Genomic DNA, 16180 nt, shown 5'->3' with positions numbered 1-16180 from the left:
CCAACTTCGCGAATCTGGTGTAGCTCGCGCCTGATCGCGACGAGTTCGGGGAGAAGGTCCTGGGCTGCGGTGGCGATCTCGGCAGAAGATGACATGACGCTCCATTGCGTATCGAGGCTAAGGTCTGTGCGTCCATAACTAGCAGGTCAACGGCGCCGGTGGCGGAACGATCTCATTAGTTGAGACTGGCCGTCGTGTTGTTAGTCTTTGGCGCGGCGCCGGATGTCGTCGGCGAGGTCAGCCTGCCAGAGCGTGTCGTTCTCGGGTGTGAGCTCGGTGACCTCGGACACAAGTTCGGCCTCGGTAACCGCGTCAGCCACCGTGTCGGCCTCAGCACTCACAAACTCGGCGGCGACGAGCGGACGCGGGGTCGCGGAGATCTCTTCCTGCTCCCGCATACTTGCGAGCTTCGTCGCGTCGATGCCGGGGAACTTTCGTGCGGTGACGAGAACCCGCGACTCGAGCGAGCCGGCGAACTTGTTGTAGGCGCCGACGGTGCGTTCGATCGCTCGGCGGAGGTCATCGGCGTGACCGGCGAGCGCACCGAGGCGGTCGTAGAGCTGGTTGCCGAGCGCGAACAGTTGGTGTGCTTCGGCGGACACATCATCTTGCGTCCACGTGTAAGCCACCGACTTCAGTACGGCCCACAGGCTGACGGGGGAGGCGAGTGCCACCCGCTGGCGGAAGGCGTAGTCCAGCAGCGCCGGGTCAGCATCCAATGCCGCTGACAGCATCGCCTCGTTCGGCAAGAAGCAAATGACAAACTCGGGGCTCGACTCCAAGCCGGTCCAGTATTGACGCTTCGCCAGTGCATCAACGTGCGACTTCACGGCTCGGGCGTGCTGGGCGAGAGCAGCGGCGCGCTCAGCCTCTGACTCGTGCGCCGAAGCTTGCAGATACGCGTCGAGTGGGGCCTTCGCATCCAACGCGATTGCCTTGCTCCCTGGCAGGCGCACGATCATGTCGGGGCGGCCCGTCGCACCAGACTCAGTCGTGATGCTGGTCTGAACGTCGAAGTCGACATGGTGCGTCAACCCAGCCGCCTCAACAACGCGGCGCAGCTGGGTCTCACCCCAGGTTCCGCGGGTCGTCGTCGACCGCAACGCACTCGCCAACGTATTCGTCGCGTTTCGTAGCGACTCGTCGTTGATCTGTGCTTGGCGTAGCTGCTCGCCGAGTTGGCCGAACTGCTCTTGGCGGTCTCTCTCCATCGACGCCATCGCGCGCTGCATATTGTGCAGAGTCTCGGCGACCGGGCTGAGCGCCGTAAGCACCCGGGCTTCTTGGCGCTCGCGTTCGCGGTGCGCCTCTTGCTCGTCACGGGCGCGTTCGGTGTACTCCCGATAAGAGGCCTGTTGCTGCATCAGCTGCTCGCGCAGCGCCGTGACGTTGGCCTCGCTTGCCGACAGGCGAGACAGCAACACGGTGTCGTCAGCGGTGACGCGCCCACGCGCAAACCAGCCCAGAGCGAGGCCACCGGCGAGTGCCAGAACGACGAGAGGAACAGCGATCAAGGGATCCATGTGTTCAGTCTGCCCGGGGCCTCCGACATTGCTCGCAAGTAAAGCGAAAAGCCCGAAAAATCAGGAGAGAACGAGCGAATCCGCGAGCGTCGCAACCTGAATCTGCCCGACGCGCACACGCGTCTTGGCGGCCAGTTCACGAATGTCAGTGGCGTCAACGCGGCGAGCGGCATCGATCATGATGTGTGCTGACGCGAGTGCGTCGGCCGTCGCCTCGTGGTGCGAGAAATCAGTGAAGCCGGCAGCCGCCGCGGCAAAGGGGAGGCGGTACGACTCGAGGTCGTAGACCTGCCGCGCGACCTGCAGGCTGCAGACGTACTCATACGGCGGGCAAACGTCGCCGGTGGCCTCGCACGCGCGCCGAATCACGGCCATATCGAAGCCCGCATTGTGCGCAACCATGACGTCATCGCCAGCGAAATCCTCGAGAAACTCGAGCTGGTCACTCCACCCGATCGCGGTCGTGACATCTTCGGCGTGAATGCCGTGAATCTCAACGTTGCGCGCATGAAACTCCTCGTACGGAGCGGGCGGCTGAATGAGCCAGCCCGTCTGCTCAACGATCTTTCCCGCGCGCACGCGCACGANCAACGTTGCGCGCATGAAACTCCTCGTACGGAGCGGGCGGCTGAATGAGCCAGCCCGTCTGCTCAACGATCTTTCCCGCGCGCACGCGCACGAGGCCGACGGAGCACGCCGAAGCGTTGCTGGAGTTCGCCGTCTCGAAATCGATCGCGGTGAAATCCAATGACATGTGCTGACTCTTCTCCTGCGGCGCGCAACGCATGTGCAGGCGCGCCGCAATCCAGTTTATCGCGGACGCCGAGCGCGGGTGGCTGTCGGCGCCCGGTGCTAGGTTCACATCATGGCCAGTCGCGAAGAAATGTCGACCTCGTTCGGAGCCGCGTCGGCGGCGTATGACGTGGGGCGCCCCGAGTATCCGGCGGAGTCTGTGGCGTTCTTGCTTGAGCCGCTCGAACGCCGCGCGCGAGTGGCTGACGTGGGCGCCGGAACCGGCAAGCTGTTGCGCTCGATTCTGCGGGTTCGTGACGTGGATGCAGTGGCTGTTGACCCCGATGCGGCGATGCTCGAGACGCTGGCCGAGCGAACGCCGGGCGTTGGCACGAGAGTCGGAACCGCGGAGCAGCTGCCGCTGGAAGACGCGAGCGTAGACGCGGTTGTGATGGGTCAGGCTTGGCACTGGGTGGAGCCGGTTGCGGGTTCTCGTGAAATCGGGCGAGTATTGCGCCCGGGCGGTGTGCTCGGCCTGATCTGGAACGTCCGCGACGAGCGCGTCGAGTGGGTGCACAAGTTGACCCGCATTCTGCATGCGTCCAGCGCCGAAGAGATGATCGCCGACGGCCACATTCCGGTACACGAGCCATTTGGCGAGTTCGAAGAGCACGTGTTCGAGTGGGAGCGCGTAATGACGCGTAGCGACATCGAGTCGATGGTGCGTTCGCGTAGTTACTTCATCACCGCGCCGGAGGCTGACCAAGAGCGCATGATTTCTGAGGTCGGCGTGCTTCTCGATGGCCTCGGCGTTGTGGGGGAGCAGACCATCGCGATGCCCTACGTGACGAAAGCGTTCCGCGCAACGCGCCCCTAGGTTCCGCTCGCCGCCCTGCTCAGCGCAAGAATCGCGCGCGAAGCCGCGTAGACTTGTTGCCCGTGGCTCTTACTATCGGAATCGTTGGCCTGCCCAACGTCGGCAAGTCGACTCTTTTCAACGCGCTGACGCGCAACAACGTGCTCGCGGCGAACTACCCGTTCGCGACGATCGAGCCGAACGTTGGTGTCGTGAACCTTCCCGACCCGCGTCTTCAGAAGCTCGCCGACGTCTTCAACTCCGAGCGTTTGTTGCCCGCGACGGTATCGTTCGTTGACATCGCCGGCATCGTGCGCGGTGCGAGCGAGGGCGAGGGCCTGGGCAACCAGTTCCTTGCGAACATTCGCGAAGCCGACGCCATCGCCCAGGTTGTACGTGGCTTCACCGACGGCGACGTCGTGCACGTCGACGGCGAAGTTAACCCCCGCAACGACATGGAGACCATCAACGCTGAGCTCATGCTCGCTGACCTCCAGACGCTCGAAAAGGCGATCGTTCGCTACGAAAAAGAGGTCAAGCAGAAGAAGGCTGACCCTGAGGTCCTTGCGGCAGCGAACGCTGCGAAGGATGCGCTGGAGCGCGGCATTTTGCTGTCGGGCAGTGGCATCGACGTCACGCCGATCCGCGAGCTGGGTCTGCTGACCGCTAAACCCTACATCTACGTTTTCAACGTCGACGAAGCGATTCTGACCGACGACTCGAAAAAGGCCGAGCTTGCTGAGCTCGTGGCTCCCGCTCAGGCTGTCTTCCTTGACGCGAAGATCGAGTCTGAGCTCATTGATCTCGACCCGGAAGATGCGCAGGAACTGCTCGAAGCTACCGGTCAGACCGAGTCGGGTCTCGACCAGCTCGCTCGCATTGGCTTTGCGACGCTGGGTCTGCAGACCTACTTGACCGCGGGGCCGAAGGAAGCGCGTGCGTGGACGATCCCGCAGGGCGCGAAGGCTCCGCAGGCTGCCGGTGTCATTCACACCGACTTTGAAAAGGGCTTCATTAAGGCCGAGGTCATCTCGTTCGAAGACCTCATTGCGACTGGTTCGGTTGCTGAAGCTCGCGCCAAGGGCAAGGCTCGCCTCGAGGGCAAGGACTACGTCATGCGCGACGGCGACGTGGTGGAGTTCCGGTTTAACGTCTAGCGTTATTGACGCTGGTCGTTATATCCTGGTCTCGTGATCAGATCGTTCGGCAACAAGTACGCCGAACGGCTGTGGCGTCGTGAGCGCGTGCGCTCGATCGATCATCGGATCCATCGGGTCGCACTGCGCAAGCTTCGTCAGGTGGGATCGGCGGAGCCCATCGAGGATCTTCGGGTCCCGCCGGGCAACCGGCTCGAAGCGCTGAAGGACGACCGCGCCGGACAACACAGCATCAGAATTAACGACCAGTGGCGGATCTGCTTCGTGTGGACGGACGCCAGACCGGAGGAGGTGGAGATCGTTGACTACCACTGACAGGATCGAGCCGATCCACCCAGGTGAGGTCCTCATGGAGGACTTCATCGAGGGCTTCGGCATCACACAGAACAAGCTCGCCGTGTCGATCGGCGTCCCGCCCCGGCGGATCAACGAGATCGTGCACGGCAAGCGGGGGATCACCGCAGACACGGCGCTGCGGCTCGCGAGGTACTTCGGCACGTCGGCCGAGTTCTGGATCAACCTGCAGAGCCACTATGAGCTCGACCGCGCCGAGGACGCAGCAGGTGAGCAGATCGCGGCGATCGCGCCGCTACAGGTCGCGTGACCAGCTGCGTCGTGCAACGCCCCGGAGGCGTCTGCATCGCGGTCACCGACCTCGGCGGCGACGGCCCTGTCGTCGTGCTGCTGCACGGGCTTGCCGGGAGCTCGCGGGAGTTGCTGCGCACGGCGCGAGCGTTGCAGGACCATCGGGTCCTGCTCGTGGACCAGCGAGGGCACGGTGCGAGCACGCGGCTTCCCGATGATGTATCCCGCGACGCCTTCGTCGGCGACGTCGTGGCGGCGATCGAGGAGCTCGCCCCAGGGAGTCGAGCGACGCTCGTCGGGCAGTCGATGGGAGCCCACACTGCTTTTCTCGCAGCAGCAGCGCGCCCAGACCTGGTCGACGGGCTCGTGATGCTCGAAGGTCATGTGTCGGGGAGTGACGATCCGCGCGAGGCTGCTGGTCTCGGCGCGTACTTCGCGTCCTGGCCGGTTCCGTTCCGGGACGAGGCCGCTGCCCGCGAGTTCCTCGGTGATGACGCGATCGTTGATGCCTGGGTAGCGGATCTCCAGTCGACGGATGATGGGCTCGTCCCGCGTTTCGACGCCGCGGTCATGCAACGCACGATCGAGGCTGTGCATGAACCGCGCTGGGACGAGTGGGAAGCTCTGCAGGTTCCAACGCTCGCGATTTTCACCAAGCACGGGATGTTCAGCGATGCCGACAAGGGCGAGCTGATCCGGCGCAGGCCCGAGACGGTCAGAGTCGATCTCTCTGGCGGCAGCCATGATGCGCACCTCGACGCCTTCGACGAGTGGATCGACGTGCTTCGCCGCTGGTTATCTCGCGATCGGATCACCGGCACCCGCAAGACCGGGTCGTTTGCGTCGCTGCGGGCAATCATGTCGGCGCCGATTATCGGCGGTGAGGCTACGGCATTTGTGGCGAGTGAGGCGGAACCAGCTACGCGGGCTTGAGGTGTTGGAGGTTGCGAAGTGGTGACCAGGCTCCGAGATAGGGGTAGTCGATGACAACACCGGTAACGCCATACTCGCCGAAGGACATCGCCCAGTCGAGGGCTTCCGGTAGCGGAACGCCAAACAGCGGAACCGGTTCGTCGGTCGGGATCACACCGTTTGCGTGAGCCGCTGATTGTGCGAGATTGCGCGAATACGGGTCACGATTCGCACACGCTTTTCGGTGCGCACACTGAGTGTCGGTGGCACGTTGTAGCGTCATCGGCATGGCAACCCTCGACGATGTGCGACGCATCGCCGCAGAACTCCCCGGCAGCGAAGAGCGCACATCCGCCGGAGGCGTGACGTGGTTTGTGCGATCCAAGCCGTACGTGTGGGAGTGCCATCCGTGGCCAAGCATCCCCGATGAGGTACGAGAAATCATCGGCAACGAGCTGGTGCTGGGCGTCAAAATCGCTGACGCCATCGAAGCGCGGGCGCTACGCCACATGGATGCACACACGTTCCTGCCGCAAACGACGAAATGGTCGGAACCAAAGATTGCGTTTCGCATGGCAGGGATCGATGCCGAGCACTTGCGAGAACTCGTCATCGAAGCCTGGCGTGTGCAGGCTCCTCGCTATCTCCGCCGAGAATATGACGAAGCCCACCCGGCGGCAGAAGACGCTATGCCTCTTCCGTAACCGCCGTCTGATCCGCATCCACAGGTTCCGGAAGCCGCGAGAAGAACAGCGAAGCAGCACACGCCAGCATCACGAGCCCCGCGCCAACGATCAGCAGACGGTAGTCGAGAATCAGCGCGAGGCCAGCGCCCGTCGCAAGCGACGCGAGTTGCGGAACCGTCAATGCGACGTTCATCGCGGCGCCAACACGACCCTGCAGACGCGCGGGAGTCGCGCGCTGACGAGTCGTCGTCGTCGCAACGACCATCCACGGAATACCCACACCCGCGAAGAAGACGCCGACGAGCGCAAACGGCATCAGCACGATACCGAGGTAATCCACCGCCATCAGCAGCGACGATAGACCGATGATGCCGAGCCCGAAGCCCTGAGCTGCGGCAGGGGAGGCGCGACGCAACAACCGCGCTGCCGTCAGCCGGCCCGCGATCAGTCAGCAGGCCAATCGCGGGCGCGAGAAATACCGGCAGCGCCAACGCAAGAAACACCATTTCGGCCGCAGAAGACGACCCGGTGAGATCCTTCACTCACACGGCGAGCGTGAGAAACAGCACGCTGTCGGCAAAGTTGCCGACGGTCCACCCAGCCAGCAACCTGCGGAACGCGCGGATCTGCAGCAGCCGACTCATGGTTCCGTTCGATCCGCGACAGCGTACATTTCGGCAATCAGACGCATCGGGCGACCACCCTCGGGCCGCTCATTCGTCTCCCACCGGTCGATATACGGCTGCATCAGCGCATTGATCTGTGCACTCAATTCACGCGCCTCGCCGGGCGTCAGCCATAAGGTCGAACGGTTTGACACCATCGTTCCCGCAAAACCCTCGGGAGCGGGGGAGAGACGTGCCTGACGCAGACGCATTTCATCCCACGTGTGCAGGGCATCTTCAAAAGCCTCACTCGGGGCCCGCAAACTGGGGTCGGGGTTCGCGGGATCCCAGTGCTGGGTGATGTCGAGCACCCGCCACGGGCGCGCGCGACCATCGCTGCTCTCATCGCGCTCGATGTAGCCAAACTTCGCAAGCTGACGCAAGTGGAAGGAGCAGTTCGCGGGGCTCTCGTCGAAATACTCGGCCAGTTGCGACGCCGTTGCGGTGCCCAAGATTGCCAAACGTTCGAACAATCCGAGACGCAACGGGTGCGCCAAGGCTCGAAACGCGGCCGGATCCTTGATCTCAATATCCGAAAGAGTAGTTTCACATCTCACAATGCGCAAGAGTTCTTTCACATTTTCTAAATGGCACTCGAACACCGATATGACGCCGTATTGCGGCGCGTGTCGTCACAAAGCCCTTCGCGCGCGTAGGGGCGCGACGATTTTGGAATGACCCTGATAACACCGGAAGAACTCGTGGCCCTGCGGCAAACGGGCGCCGGCGTTTGTCTGCTCGACGTGCGCTGGCGACTCGATGCACCCGAGGGGCGCCCGGCCTACCTCGACGGCCACATTCCCGGCGCGATTTACGTGGACCTCGAAGCTGAACTCACCGAGCGTCCCGACCCGCAGTGGGGCCGGCACCCGCTGCCCACGCATCGGCGGCTACAAAAAGCCGCTCGCCGCTGGGGGCTCCAAAAAGACGACATCGTCGTGATCTACGACGACCTGCAATCGGTCGCGGCGGCTCGCGCGTGGTGGCTCCTCGCGAACTCGGGCATCGCCGACGTGCGCATCCTCGACGGCGGGCTGCGCGCCTGGCTTGCCGCCGGCTTTGCACTCGACACCGGTGACGTGCAGCCCCGGCAGGGCAACGTCGAGCTCACGCCACTGTCGGCACCGATTGTCGGTATTGATCGGGTGGATCCGCCGGCAAACGGAACCATTCTGCTCGACGTGCGTCAGCCGGAGCGGTATCGAGGTGCTCCCGTTGCACTGGAGCGTATCAGCGGGCACATCCCCGGTGCCGTCAACCTACCGACGACAACCCACTTAGATGCCGGCAGGTTCCGCTCTCCCGAGGTGATCTCACGACTCTTTGCAGCCCAGGGCATTGGGCCGCAGACGCCGACGATCGCCTATTGCGGCTCGGGAATCGCGGCCACGCACACGATCTTTGCGGGCTCACTGATCGGACTCGACATTGCGCTGTTTCCCGGCGGTTGGAGTCAGTGGTCGTACGCGCGTGGCCGTTGGGCGGTCGAGGGCGAATCCGCAAACGGTACTCGCACGCGGGTATAGCTCGGCGTTTGTGACGCGGCATGACGACACGTTGCGTGCCGTGTCACAACGTGAAACCGCGTGACTTTTTACGTTTCTGACGGCGCAGACCGCTCCTAACGTGGGGGGACACCGTGATAGTCACGGATCCACGACAGGAGGACCCTCATGCCCCGCACCGCCATCCGCGCGATCGCCGGTACCGCTATGTTCGCGACAGCGTTGTCTCTCATGTCGTGCGCCTCGGTGCCAGCCCCAGGAGGGGCGGCGGCAGAGGCGGGTGACCCGGTCGCCGGCGGCACGCTTACCTACCTCGAATTCCAGCCGTACACGAACCTGTACCCGCCGCAGTCGGGCTTCTACCCGAATGGCGCGCTCATTAACAACATCGCCGCGCGACTGACGTGGCAGAACCCCGAGACGCTCGAAATTGAGCCGTGGGTCGCCACCGACTGGGAAGTGAACGCTGACGCCACCGAATACACGTTCAACCTGCGCACCGATGTGACCTTCTCTGACGGCACGGTGCTCGACGCTGCAGCCGTTGCGAAGAACTTCGACGTCTACGGACTCGGAGACGCGGAGAAGGGCCTCACCGTGTCGGAGGCCATCAACAACTACGCGTCGAGCGAGGTTGTTGACGCCGACACCGTAATCTTCCGCTTCACCGCACCCGCGCCGGGCTTCTTGCAGGCAACGTCAACGAACAACTCTGGGTTGCTCTCCCCGGAGACGCTCGACCGCACCCTTGAAGAGCTCGGCGCGGGCAACGGTACCGACATCATCGGCGCTGGCCCTTTCGTGATCTCCGAAGAAAAGCTCGGCACCGAGATCACCCTGACCGCGCGCGAAGATTACGACTGGGCGCCCGAAAGCCTCGAGCACGACGGGCGTGCGTACCTCGATGAGGTCAAGCTGCTGATCACGCCGGAAGACTCGGTGCGCATCGGTTCGCTGCTCGCCGGCCAGGCTGACTACATCCGTTACGTGCAGGCCTTCGATGAGGCTCGCGTCGAGTCGAGCGGCTTCACGCTCTACGCGCCGCAAACGCGTGGCGTGAACAACTCGCTCAGCCTGCGCTTCACGAACCCGCTGCTGAGTGACCTCAAGGTTCGCCAGGCGCTCGTCGCCGGGGTCAACGCACAGGAGGTCGTCGACACAATCTTTACACCGAACTATCCGGTCGCCACCTCGGCGCTCAGCAAGACGGCCCTCGGGTACATCGACCACGCAGCTGACTACGCCTACGACCCGGAACGCACCGAGAAGCTTCTCGACGAGGCTGGCTGGAAACTCGGCGCCGACGGCATCCGTGAGAAGGACGGCGTCAAGCTCTCCCTCGACGTGTATGAGGCCAAGCCCCAGCCGCAGTCCAAGCAGACGCTCGAACTCGTGTCGCAGCAGCTGGGGAAGGTCGGCGTCGAACTTAACGTGCTGTCCGGAGACGCCGGAACCTACGCGCAAGACATCAAGGATCCGCTGAAGACGCCGCTCTACCACTCCATGGTCGGACGCAGCGACTACGACGTCATCAAGAGCCAGTACCACTCGCAGAACCGCAACACGCTGTTGTCGAACGACGCTGAGCTTGACCGCCTCCTCGAGGTTGTCGCCTCGGAGCCCGACAACGCCAAGCGTGCCGAAGCTGCCGCGGCGGTGCAGGACTACCTCGTCGCCCAGGCCTACGTGATCCCGCTGTTCGAAGAGCCGCAGGTGTACGGTGCCGCACCCTACGTGCACGGCATCAGCTACGAGTCGGTCGGCCGCCCGAGCTTCTACGACGTCTGGCTGAGTGAGCACTAATGCGTTACGTCGCAAGACGGGTCGGGCAGGCGGCGATCGTGCTGATCGCCGCCTTCACGGCCACGTTCTTCCTACTGCAGGCGCTTCCGGGCGATGCGATTCTCATCAAATATGAGAACCCCGAACTGGGGCTCACTCCCGAGCAGATCGAGTCGATTCGTGTCGCGTACGGTGCTGACACACCTGCGTGGGAGCAGTTCCTCCACACGCTGGGTGGATACGTCACGGGTGACTTCGGATATTCCACGCAATACGGAACCCCGGTGCTGCGCCTCATCTCCGAAGCACTTCCCGAGACACTTGCGCTCGCAGGAGTCGGATTCGTGCTCGCCCTCATCCTGGCGTTCGGCCTCGCCTTCTTGGCGACGCTGGCCCCGTTCGCGTGGCTGCGTTCAGCACTGCACTCGCTGCCGGCGCTGCTGGTTGCCTTGCCGGTGTTCTGGATCGGCATCCTCCTCATCCAAACCTTCTCATTCGGACTCGGCTGGGTACCGATCATCGGAGCCGACCCCATTCAGGTGCTGATCCTCCCGGTGATTACCCTCGCGGTTCCGATCTCCGCACCGCTCGCGCAGATCCTGTTGCGCAGCATTGACGAGGTAAAACTGCAGCCTTTCGTCACGGTCATTCGTGCGAAGGGTGCGGGCGAAGGGTGGGTGCTCACGCGCTCGGTGCTGCGAAACGCACTGCTGCCGACCATCACGATCGCGGGCATCCTATTCGGCGAACTCATCGGTGGCGCGGTCGTCACCGAGACGGTCTTCGGTCGCAACGGCATCGGACGCCTCACCGAACAGGCGGTCGCCAATCAAGACATCCCGGTGCTGCAGGGCATCGTGCTGCTGGCGGCCCTCACGTTCGTGATCGTCAATCTCATCGTCGACCTCGTGTTCCCGCTGCTTGACCCGCGTCTGCGCAAGCCGAGCGAAAAGCGCGTAACAACGGCACCCCGAGAGGAGGCCCTCGCATGACAACGCAAACCGTGACCGAAACTGTCGAGGCCACCCTCACTGAGCCGACCGCCCCCGAACAAAAAACCCCAACGGTCGAGACGCGCAAGGAGCCACCGAAGCGCCGCTTCGCGGTTCCGCCTCTCGGGCTCACCCTCGCCATCACGGTGCTCGCCGTGGCGATCGCGTGGGCGTTCGTGCCGGCCCTCTTTACCGGATACGACCCGCTCACGGGTGTGCCGGCGGAAAAGCTGCAGGCCCCGAGCCTCGCGCACCCGTTCGGCACCGACTCGATCGGCCGTGACCTGCTCGCCCGCGTGATTTATGGTTCCGTGCACTCGCTCACCGGTGCCCTCATCGCGGTGTTGGTCGGACTCGTGGTCGGCACGACGCTCGGCGTCGTCGCCGGATCGATCGGCGGCCTCGTCGACGACATCGTGATGCGCATCGTTGACGTGCTGCTATCGATTCCGTCGCTGCTGCTGTCGCTGTCGATCATCATCCTGCTGGGATTCGGAACCGTGAACGCGGCTATCGCCGTCGGCATCGGTTCGATCGCCGCCTTCGCACGCCTCGTGCGCAGTGAAGTCGTGAAGGTACGGGCGAGTGACTACATCGAAGCCGCCTTCGGCAGCGGCGGAACCACGGTGCAGGTGCTCGTGCGGCACGTGTTACCGAACTCCCTCACGTCAGTGTTCGCCCTTGCCGCGCTGCAGTTCGGCACCGCGATCCTCGCGATCTCGACCCTTGGGTTCCTCGGGTACGGCGCCCCGCCGCCCACACCCGAGTGGGGTCTCTTGATCGCCGAGGGCCGCAACTACGTCTCCACGGCGTGGTGGCTCACGACCCTGCCCGGCCTCATCGTGGTCGCGGTCGTCGTGAGTGCCAACCGTCTCAGCTCAGCGCTCGGAAGGAAGACGCGATGACTCTCCTCGACATTTCTGACCTCGTCGTTTCGTACCGCGCTGGCCGCGCCCGTCGTGAAGCTATCCACGGTGTCTCGCTCAGCATTGCTGAGGGCGAAGCCATCGCCCTCGTCGGTGAGTCCGGCTCCGGTAAGACCACAACGGCGCAGGCCGTGCTCGGGCTCTTGCCAGACGGTGCCCGCATTGACAGCGGAACCATTGAGCTCGGTAGGCAGGAAATCTCCGGCTGGTCACAGCGCCGGTTGGCAACCGTGCGTGGTGCGCACATCGGGTTGATTCCGCAAGACCCGGTGTCATCGCTTGACCCGGTGCGCACGATCGGCGTGCAGGTGGGGGAGATCTTCCGCCTGCACGGCGAGCGTGACCGGGCCACGATTCGCAAGAACGTGCTCGAGCTCCTCGAACGCGTTGGCATCGATGACCCGGTGCGCCGCGCTGCCCAGTATCCGCATCAGCTCTCCGGCGGCATGCGCCAGCGCGTGCTGATCGCGACCGCCGTGGCCCTACGCCCGCGCCTGCTCATCGCCGATGAGCCGACGAGCGCGCTCGACGCCACGGTCGCCCGCCGCATCCTCGACCTCATCGACGAACTGCGCGCCGAACAGGGCACGTCGGTGCTGCTCGTGACGCACGACCTCGCGGTCGCCGCCTCGCGCGCTGACCACCTCGTCGTTCTCAACGGCGGGCGCGTGGTTGAGTCGGGCGACGCGCGCAAGATCCTTCAGAATCCGCAGGACGCGTACACCCGCCAACTTCTCGCCGACGCGCCTGCGCTCGCAGCAGAGGGGTTTCGGCGCATTCCGGTTCCCCTGTACTTGCGTGAAGCATCGGTGGTCGCCGCCGAGAAGGTCAACGCGATCGAGGTCAGCGGCCTCGTGAAGTCATACCAAACGCGCGGAGCGAGCGACTTTCGTGCCGTTGATGACGTGTCATTCACGGTGCGACGCGGAACCACGCATGCGCTAGTGGGGGAGTCGGGCTCGGGCAAGACGACGACCGCACGCATCATCGCCGGCTTCGCGACGCCCGACAGCGGAACCGTGACGGTCGCCGATCGTGATGTCACGTCTCTTGCGGGGCGTGACTTGCGAAACTACCGTCGCACGCTCCAGCTGGTGTACCAAAACCCGTTCTCGTCGCTCGACCCGCGCCAGAAGATCGGCGCGATCGTGGCCGAACCACTGCAAAACTTTGGTCGCGGAACCCGTGCCGAGCGCACGAAGCGCGTCGCTGAGCTCATCGACCGGGTGTCTCTGCCGCAAGCGGTGCTGACCCGTACGGCTGCCGAGCTTTCTGGTGGGCAACGCCAGCGTATTGCGATCGCCCGAGCGCTCGCGGCACACCCCGAAGTGGTGGTGCTTGATGAAGCCGTTTCGGCGCTTGACGTCACGGTGCAGGCACGCATTCTTGAGCTCCTCGTCGGACTCCAGCACGAACTCGGGCTGACTTACCTGTTCATTTCGCACGACCTCGCCGTCGTGCGCTCACTCAGCCACACGGTGTCGGTCATGCAGCGCGGTCGCGTTGTCGAGTCCGGCACGACCGAGGCCATCTTCACCCAACCCACACATGACTACACGAAGGAACTGCTCGGTGCTGTTCCTTCCCGATCGGAGGTACTGGCATGACCGCTCCCACCCTCGCGTTCTTCACGCGACTTCTCGACGACGCATCCCCGGCCGAACGCTACCGTTTGGCGACCGAACAGATTCAGCACGCCGAACGCTTCGGCGTCGGCCGTGCTTGGGTCGCACAGCACCACTTCCGTGCCGCGGAGGGCGGACTCCCGTCGCCGTTCGTCTTCCTCACTCACGTCGGTGCGCACACCGCGACGATTCGTCTCGCGACCGGCATCATCACGCTGCCGCTGGAAGACGCCGTCAAGGTGGCGGAAGACTCCGCCGTCGCCGACCTCCTCACCGGCGGTCGCATTGACCTCGGTATCGGCAGCGGCGGCACCCCATCGTCGTTCTTGCCGTTCGGGCAAGACCCGGCCAACAAGGCCGTGGTTTTCGACGAGAAGCTCGCCGTTTTGCGTGGTGCCTACCGCGGCGACGAACTGCCGGGCAGTAATCACCTGTACCCGGCGGCGCCGCACCTCGATGCGCGCATTTGGCAGGCCACGTTTTCTGCGTTCGGTGGTGCCCGCGCCGGTGCCGCCGGCGACGGACTCCTGTTGTCGCGCACGCAGCCCCGCCCGGCCGAGAACCGGACCGCGTCGCTAGCTGAGATTCAGGTTCCGATCATCGAGCAGTACCAAGATGCGCTACCCGCCGGAACCACGCCGCGTGTGACAGCGTCACGCACGATTTTCGTCGCCGACAGTCGCGAAGACGCGTTGCGCTTCGCCGAGGTCGGGCTCACCCGCGCAGTCGCCGGGTTCCGTCGTCAGGGCCAAGGAATCATCGGAGACACGCTCGTTGACTACATCCGCGGTACCGACACCCACTTGGGCACGCCCGACGAGGTCGCCGAATCGCTCGCGGCCGACGCGACGCTGCAGCACGCGACCGAGATCGCCTTCCAGGTGCACTCGGTCGATGCACCCCACGAGCACATTCTGCGCTCGATTGAACTGTTTGCCACCGAAGTTGCGCCGCAGCTGGGCTGGGCCACCACCGAACCCGTACTCGCGGGCGCACGTCAGGAGAACGCATGACCACCGTCGATATTGTTGATGAGCTCGTCGGGGCGACCGATGAACTCCGCGCGCTGCGTGAGCGCCGCCCGGTCACGATTGAGCAGCTGCAGGCGAGCTTTGACGCGCTGTTCTCACCGGTCTCGTCGGCTCACTTCTCGCTCACCGAGCGTGACTACATTGCCGCGTTCGCAACGCGGTTGACGTCTGACGATGCAGTTGCCGAGTTCTACGCAGAGCGTGCCCTCGCGCGCGACGCGCAGCGTGGTTCCGACATCCTCGCGTACGCCGCCGAACACACGACCGGAGGCCCGTTCGGGCAGTACCGCGAAGCGGGGCTCGTCGACGAGAGCACCGACGGCCACCGCCTCGTGCCGAACGACGTCGACATTGCCCAGTTCGGCGAGCGGCTGGCGGCCGCTCTCGCTCACACGCACCTGCTGGTGGTGCGTCCCCGCGAGGCAGACGACGCCGCCATCGCAGCGCTCCTGGCCGCTGGCTGGAGCCCTGATGGCATTGTCACGCTGTCACAACTCGTATCGTTTCTCGCGTTTCAGCAGCGCGTCATTTCCGGCCTGCGGGCCGTTCAGGAGGAGATCGCATGACCGCCACGATTGCCGAGGTGCTGCATCACGAAGCCGAGCACCCGCATGCCTTCACCCGCGGCGAGGTGGGCTGGCTGCCGTGGCTCGAGCCGGTCGCCATCGATGAGCTGACCCCGCGTCACTATCAGGGCCTCGTTGACCGGGCGCGCGATCAGAGCGACTACTTTCGGCTGCTTGCTCGTGACCCCGAGATTCTGCGGGCGCGCACCCTCGTTGACAAAGACATCTTCTACAACGCGAAAGACGGCCTACCCCGCGCCGAGCGCGAACTTGCCGCAGCGGCTGCCTCGCGCGTCAACGGTTGCGTGTTTTGCGCGTCGGTTCACGCGCGCTTCGCAGCGCATTTTTTGAAAGACACCGCTCCCGTCGACGCGCTCCTCGCTGACGGTCTGCTGGCTGATCTCGGCCCGCGCCTCAACGCACTCGTTGAAGCCGCGGCCGCACTCACCGTAGTGCCGACGCGATTCGGCACCGCGGAGGTGACAGCCTTGCGCGACGCCGGTTTCACAACGGATGAAATCGTCGACATCGTGCATTCGACCGCGTTCTTCAACTGGGCCAACCGCCTGATGTTGTCGATCGGTCGACCGGCAGCACCCGCTGGGGAGTAGGGCACGCCACCAACAAGCGGGGCGGA

19 protein-coding genes are annotated in these 16180 nt (G+C 64.3%); 14 read left to right on the top strand and 5 right to left on the bottom strand.

Annotated features, from left to right (window positions below; all coding sequences use genetic code 11):
- Positions 1–200: 200 nt before the first annotated feature.
- Positions 201–1523 carry a DNA recombination protein RmuC gene (locus ACQUSY_RS06575; RefSeq protein ID WP_428903709.1) on the bottom strand — a complete coding sequence of 441 codons (1323 nt, stop codon included), beginning with the start codon at positions 1521–1523 and terminating at the stop codon, positions 201–203.
- A 60-nt stretch (positions 1524–1583) separates the two neighbouring features.
- Entirely contained in the window at positions 1584–2126 is a 543-nt protein-coding gene (locus ACQUSY_RS06570) for an exonuclease domain-containing protein (RefSeq protein ID WP_428903708.1), read from the bottom strand.
- A 262-nt stretch (positions 2127–2388) separates the two neighbouring features.
- On the opposite strand from ACQUSY_RS06570, the gene ACQUSY_RS06565 reads away from it, so the two are divergent.
- From ACQUSY_RS06565 to ACQUSY_RS06545, 5 genes are all read left to right on the top strand, one after another.
- Complete coding sequence (locus ACQUSY_RS06565; RefSeq protein ID WP_428903707.1) at positions 2389–3132, top strand: class I SAM-dependent methyltransferase; 744 nt, start codon at positions 2389–2391, stop codon at positions 3130–3132.
- A gap of 62 nt (positions 3133–3194) precedes the next feature.
- On the top strand, positions 3195–4268 hold the full coding sequence (gene ychF / locus ACQUSY_RS06560) for a redox-regulated ATPase YchF (RefSeq protein WP_428903706.1): 1074 nt from the start codon (positions 3195–3197) through the stop codon (positions 4266–4268).
- 33 nt (positions 4269–4301) lie between these two features.
- Entirely contained in the window at positions 4302–4583 is a 282-nt protein-coding gene (locus tag ACQUSY_RS06555; RefSeq protein ID WP_428903705.1) for a type II toxin-antitoxin system RelE/ParE family toxin, read from the top strand.
- Positions 4570–4872 carry a HigA family addiction module antitoxin gene (locus ACQUSY_RS06550; protein WP_044496365.1) on the top strand — a complete coding sequence of 101 codons (303 nt, stop codon included), beginning with the start codon at positions 4570–4572 and terminating at the stop codon, positions 4870–4872. Before ACQUSY_RS06555 ends, ACQUSY_RS06550 begins: the two co-directional genes overlap by 14 nt.
- Positions 4869–5786: an alpha/beta fold hydrolase gene (locus ACQUSY_RS06545; protein WP_428903704.1), complete on the top strand. Its 918-nt coding sequence runs from the start codon at positions 4869–4871 to the stop codon at positions 5784–5786. Before ACQUSY_RS06550 ends, ACQUSY_RS06545 begins: the two co-directional genes overlap by 4 nt.
- Here ACQUSY_RS06545 and ACQUSY_RS06540 read toward each other — a convergent pair.
- Positions 5773–5940 carry a hypothetical protein gene (locus tag ACQUSY_RS06540; RefSeq protein ID WP_428903703.1) on the bottom strand — a complete coding sequence of 56 codons (168 nt, stop codon included), beginning with the start codon at positions 5938–5940 and terminating at the stop codon, positions 5773–5775. The two genes, ACQUSY_RS06545 and ACQUSY_RS06540, sit on opposite strands and share 14 nt — an antisense overlap.
- Positions 5941–6052: 112 nt before the next feature.
- Between ACQUSY_RS06540 and ACQUSY_RS06535 the strand changes: the two genes are divergently transcribed.
- Positions 6053–6469 (top strand): hypothetical protein, encoded by a 417-nt coding sequence (locus ACQUSY_RS06535; RefSeq protein ID WP_428903702.1) that lies wholly within the window; start codon positions 6053–6055, stop codon positions 6467–6469.
- Here the strand turns inward: ACQUSY_RS06535 and ACQUSY_RS06530 are convergent.
- Both ACQUSY_RS06530 and ACQUSY_RS06525 read right to left on the bottom strand, forming a co-directional pair.
- Positions 6453–6869, bottom strand: a complete 417-nt coding sequence (locus tag ACQUSY_RS06530) for a hypothetical protein (RefSeq protein ID WP_428903701.1) — start codon at positions 6867–6869, stop codon at positions 6453–6455. The two genes, ACQUSY_RS06535 and ACQUSY_RS06530, sit on opposite strands and share 17 nt — an antisense overlap.
- A 222-nt stretch (positions 6870–7091) precedes the next feature.
- Positions 7092–7673, bottom strand: a complete 582-nt coding sequence (locus ACQUSY_RS06525) for a winged helix-turn-helix domain-containing protein (protein ID WP_428903700.1) — start codon at positions 7671–7673, stop codon at positions 7092–7094.
- Positions 7674–7790: 117 nt separating this feature from the next.
- On the opposite strand from ACQUSY_RS06525, the gene ACQUSY_RS06520 reads away from it, so the two are divergent.
- The 8 genes from ACQUSY_RS06520 (at position 7791) to ACQUSY_RS06485 (ending at position 16154) form a co-directional block, all read left to right on the top strand.
- On the top strand, positions 7791–8642 hold the full coding sequence (locus tag ACQUSY_RS06520; protein ID WP_428903699.1) for a sulfurtransferase: 852 nt from the start codon (positions 7791–7793) through the stop codon (positions 8640–8642).
- Positions 8643–8789: 147 nt separating this feature from the next.
- Entirely contained in the window at positions 8790–10424 is a 1635-nt protein-coding gene (locus ACQUSY_RS06515; protein WP_428903698.1) for a TIGR04028 family ABC transporter substrate-binding protein, read from the top strand.
- Complete coding sequence (locus ACQUSY_RS06510) at positions 10424–11395, top strand: ABC transporter permease (RefSeq protein WP_428903697.1); 972 nt, start codon at positions 10424–10426, stop codon at positions 11393–11395. The genes ACQUSY_RS06515 and ACQUSY_RS06510 overlap by 1 nt, the downstream gene beginning before the upstream one ends.
- Complete coding sequence (locus ACQUSY_RS06505; protein WP_428903696.1) at positions 11392–12300, top strand: ABC transporter permease; 909 nt, start codon at positions 11392–11394, stop codon at positions 12298–12300. Before ACQUSY_RS06510 ends, ACQUSY_RS06505 begins: the two co-directional genes overlap by 4 nt.
- A complete protein-coding gene (locus ACQUSY_RS06500) occupies positions 12297–13928 on the top strand; it encodes a dipeptide ABC transporter ATP-binding protein (protein ID WP_428903695.1) in 1632 nt (543 codons plus the stop codon). The genes ACQUSY_RS06505 and ACQUSY_RS06500 overlap by 4 nt, the downstream gene beginning before the upstream one ends.
- Complete coding sequence (locus ACQUSY_RS06495; RefSeq protein ID WP_428903694.1) at positions 13925–14959, top strand: putative FMN-dependent luciferase-like monooxygenase; 1035 nt, start codon at positions 13925–13927, stop codon at positions 14957–14959. The genes ACQUSY_RS06500 and ACQUSY_RS06495 overlap by 4 nt, the downstream gene beginning before the upstream one ends.
- The gene (locus tag ACQUSY_RS06490) at positions 14956–15543 is read left to right on the top strand and encodes a CMD domain protein (protein ID WP_428903693.1); all 588 of its coding nucleotides are present in this window, start codon (positions 14956–14958) and stop codon (positions 15541–15543) included. The genes ACQUSY_RS06495 and ACQUSY_RS06490 overlap by 4 nt, the downstream gene beginning before the upstream one ends.
- On the top strand, positions 15540–16154 hold the full coding sequence (locus ACQUSY_RS06485; protein ID WP_428903692.1) for an alkylhydroperoxidase domain protein: 615 nt from the start codon (positions 15540–15542) through the stop codon (positions 16152–16154). The genes ACQUSY_RS06490 and ACQUSY_RS06485 overlap by 4 nt, the downstream gene beginning before the upstream one ends.
- The last annotated feature ends 26 nt before the right edge of the window (positions 16155–16180 follow it).

Source organism: Microbacterium daqui (genome assembly GCF_050408675.1).
Taxonomy (GTDB): domain Bacteria; phylum Actinomycetota; class Actinomycetes; order Actinomycetales; family Microbacteriaceae; genus Microbacterium.
Note: the sequence above shows the minus strand (reverse complement) of the source record. Positions and strands in the feature narration are given on the sequence as shown.

What these genes read in the sequence shown, in the direction of transcription:
- ACQUSY_RS06575 (WP_428903709.1), bottom strand. Translation starts at nt 1,523, where the DNA reads ATGGATCCCTTGATCGCTGTTCCTCTCGTCGTTCTGGCACTCGCCGGT.
- ACQUSY_RS06565 (WP_428903707.1), top strand. Translation starts at nt 2,389, where the DNA reads ATGGCCAGTCGCGAAGAAATGTCGACCTCGTTCGGAGCCGCGTCGGCG.
- ACQUSY_RS06535 (WP_428903702.1), top strand. Translation starts at nt 6,053, where the DNA reads ATGGCAACCCTCGACGATGTGCGACGCATCGCCGCAGAACTCCCCGGC.
- ACQUSY_RS06520 (WP_428903699.1), top strand. Translation starts at nt 7,791, where the DNA reads ATGACCCTGATAACACCGGAAGAACTCGTGGCCCTGCGGCAAACGGGC.
- ACQUSY_RS06515 (WP_428903698.1), top strand. Translation starts at nt 8,790, where the DNA reads ATGCCCCGCACCGCCATCCGCGCGATCGCCGGTACCGCTATGTTCGCG.
- ACQUSY_RS06510 (WP_428903697.1), top strand. Translation starts at nt 10,424, where the DNA reads ATGCGTTACGTCGCAAGACGGGTCGGGCAGGCGGCGATCGTGCTGATC.
- ACQUSY_RS06505 (WP_428903696.1), top strand. Translation starts at nt 11,392, where the DNA reads ATGACAACGCAAACCGTGACCGAAACTGTCGAGGCCACCCTCACTGAG.
- ACQUSY_RS06500 (WP_428903695.1), top strand. Translation starts at nt 12,297, where the DNA reads ATGACTCTCCTCGACATTTCTGACCTCGTCGTTTCGTACCGCGCTGGC.
- ACQUSY_RS06495 (WP_428903694.1), top strand. Translation starts at nt 13,925, where the DNA reads ATGACCGCTCCCACCCTCGCGTTCTTCACGCGACTTCTCGACGACGCA.
- ACQUSY_RS06490 (WP_428903693.1), top strand. Translation starts at nt 14,956, where the DNA reads ATGACCACCGTCGATATTGTTGATGAGCTCGTCGGGGCGACCGATGAA.
- ACQUSY_RS06485 (WP_428903692.1), top strand. Translation starts at nt 15,540, where the DNA reads ATGACCGCCACGATTGCCGAGGTGCTGCATCACGAAGCCGAGCACCCG.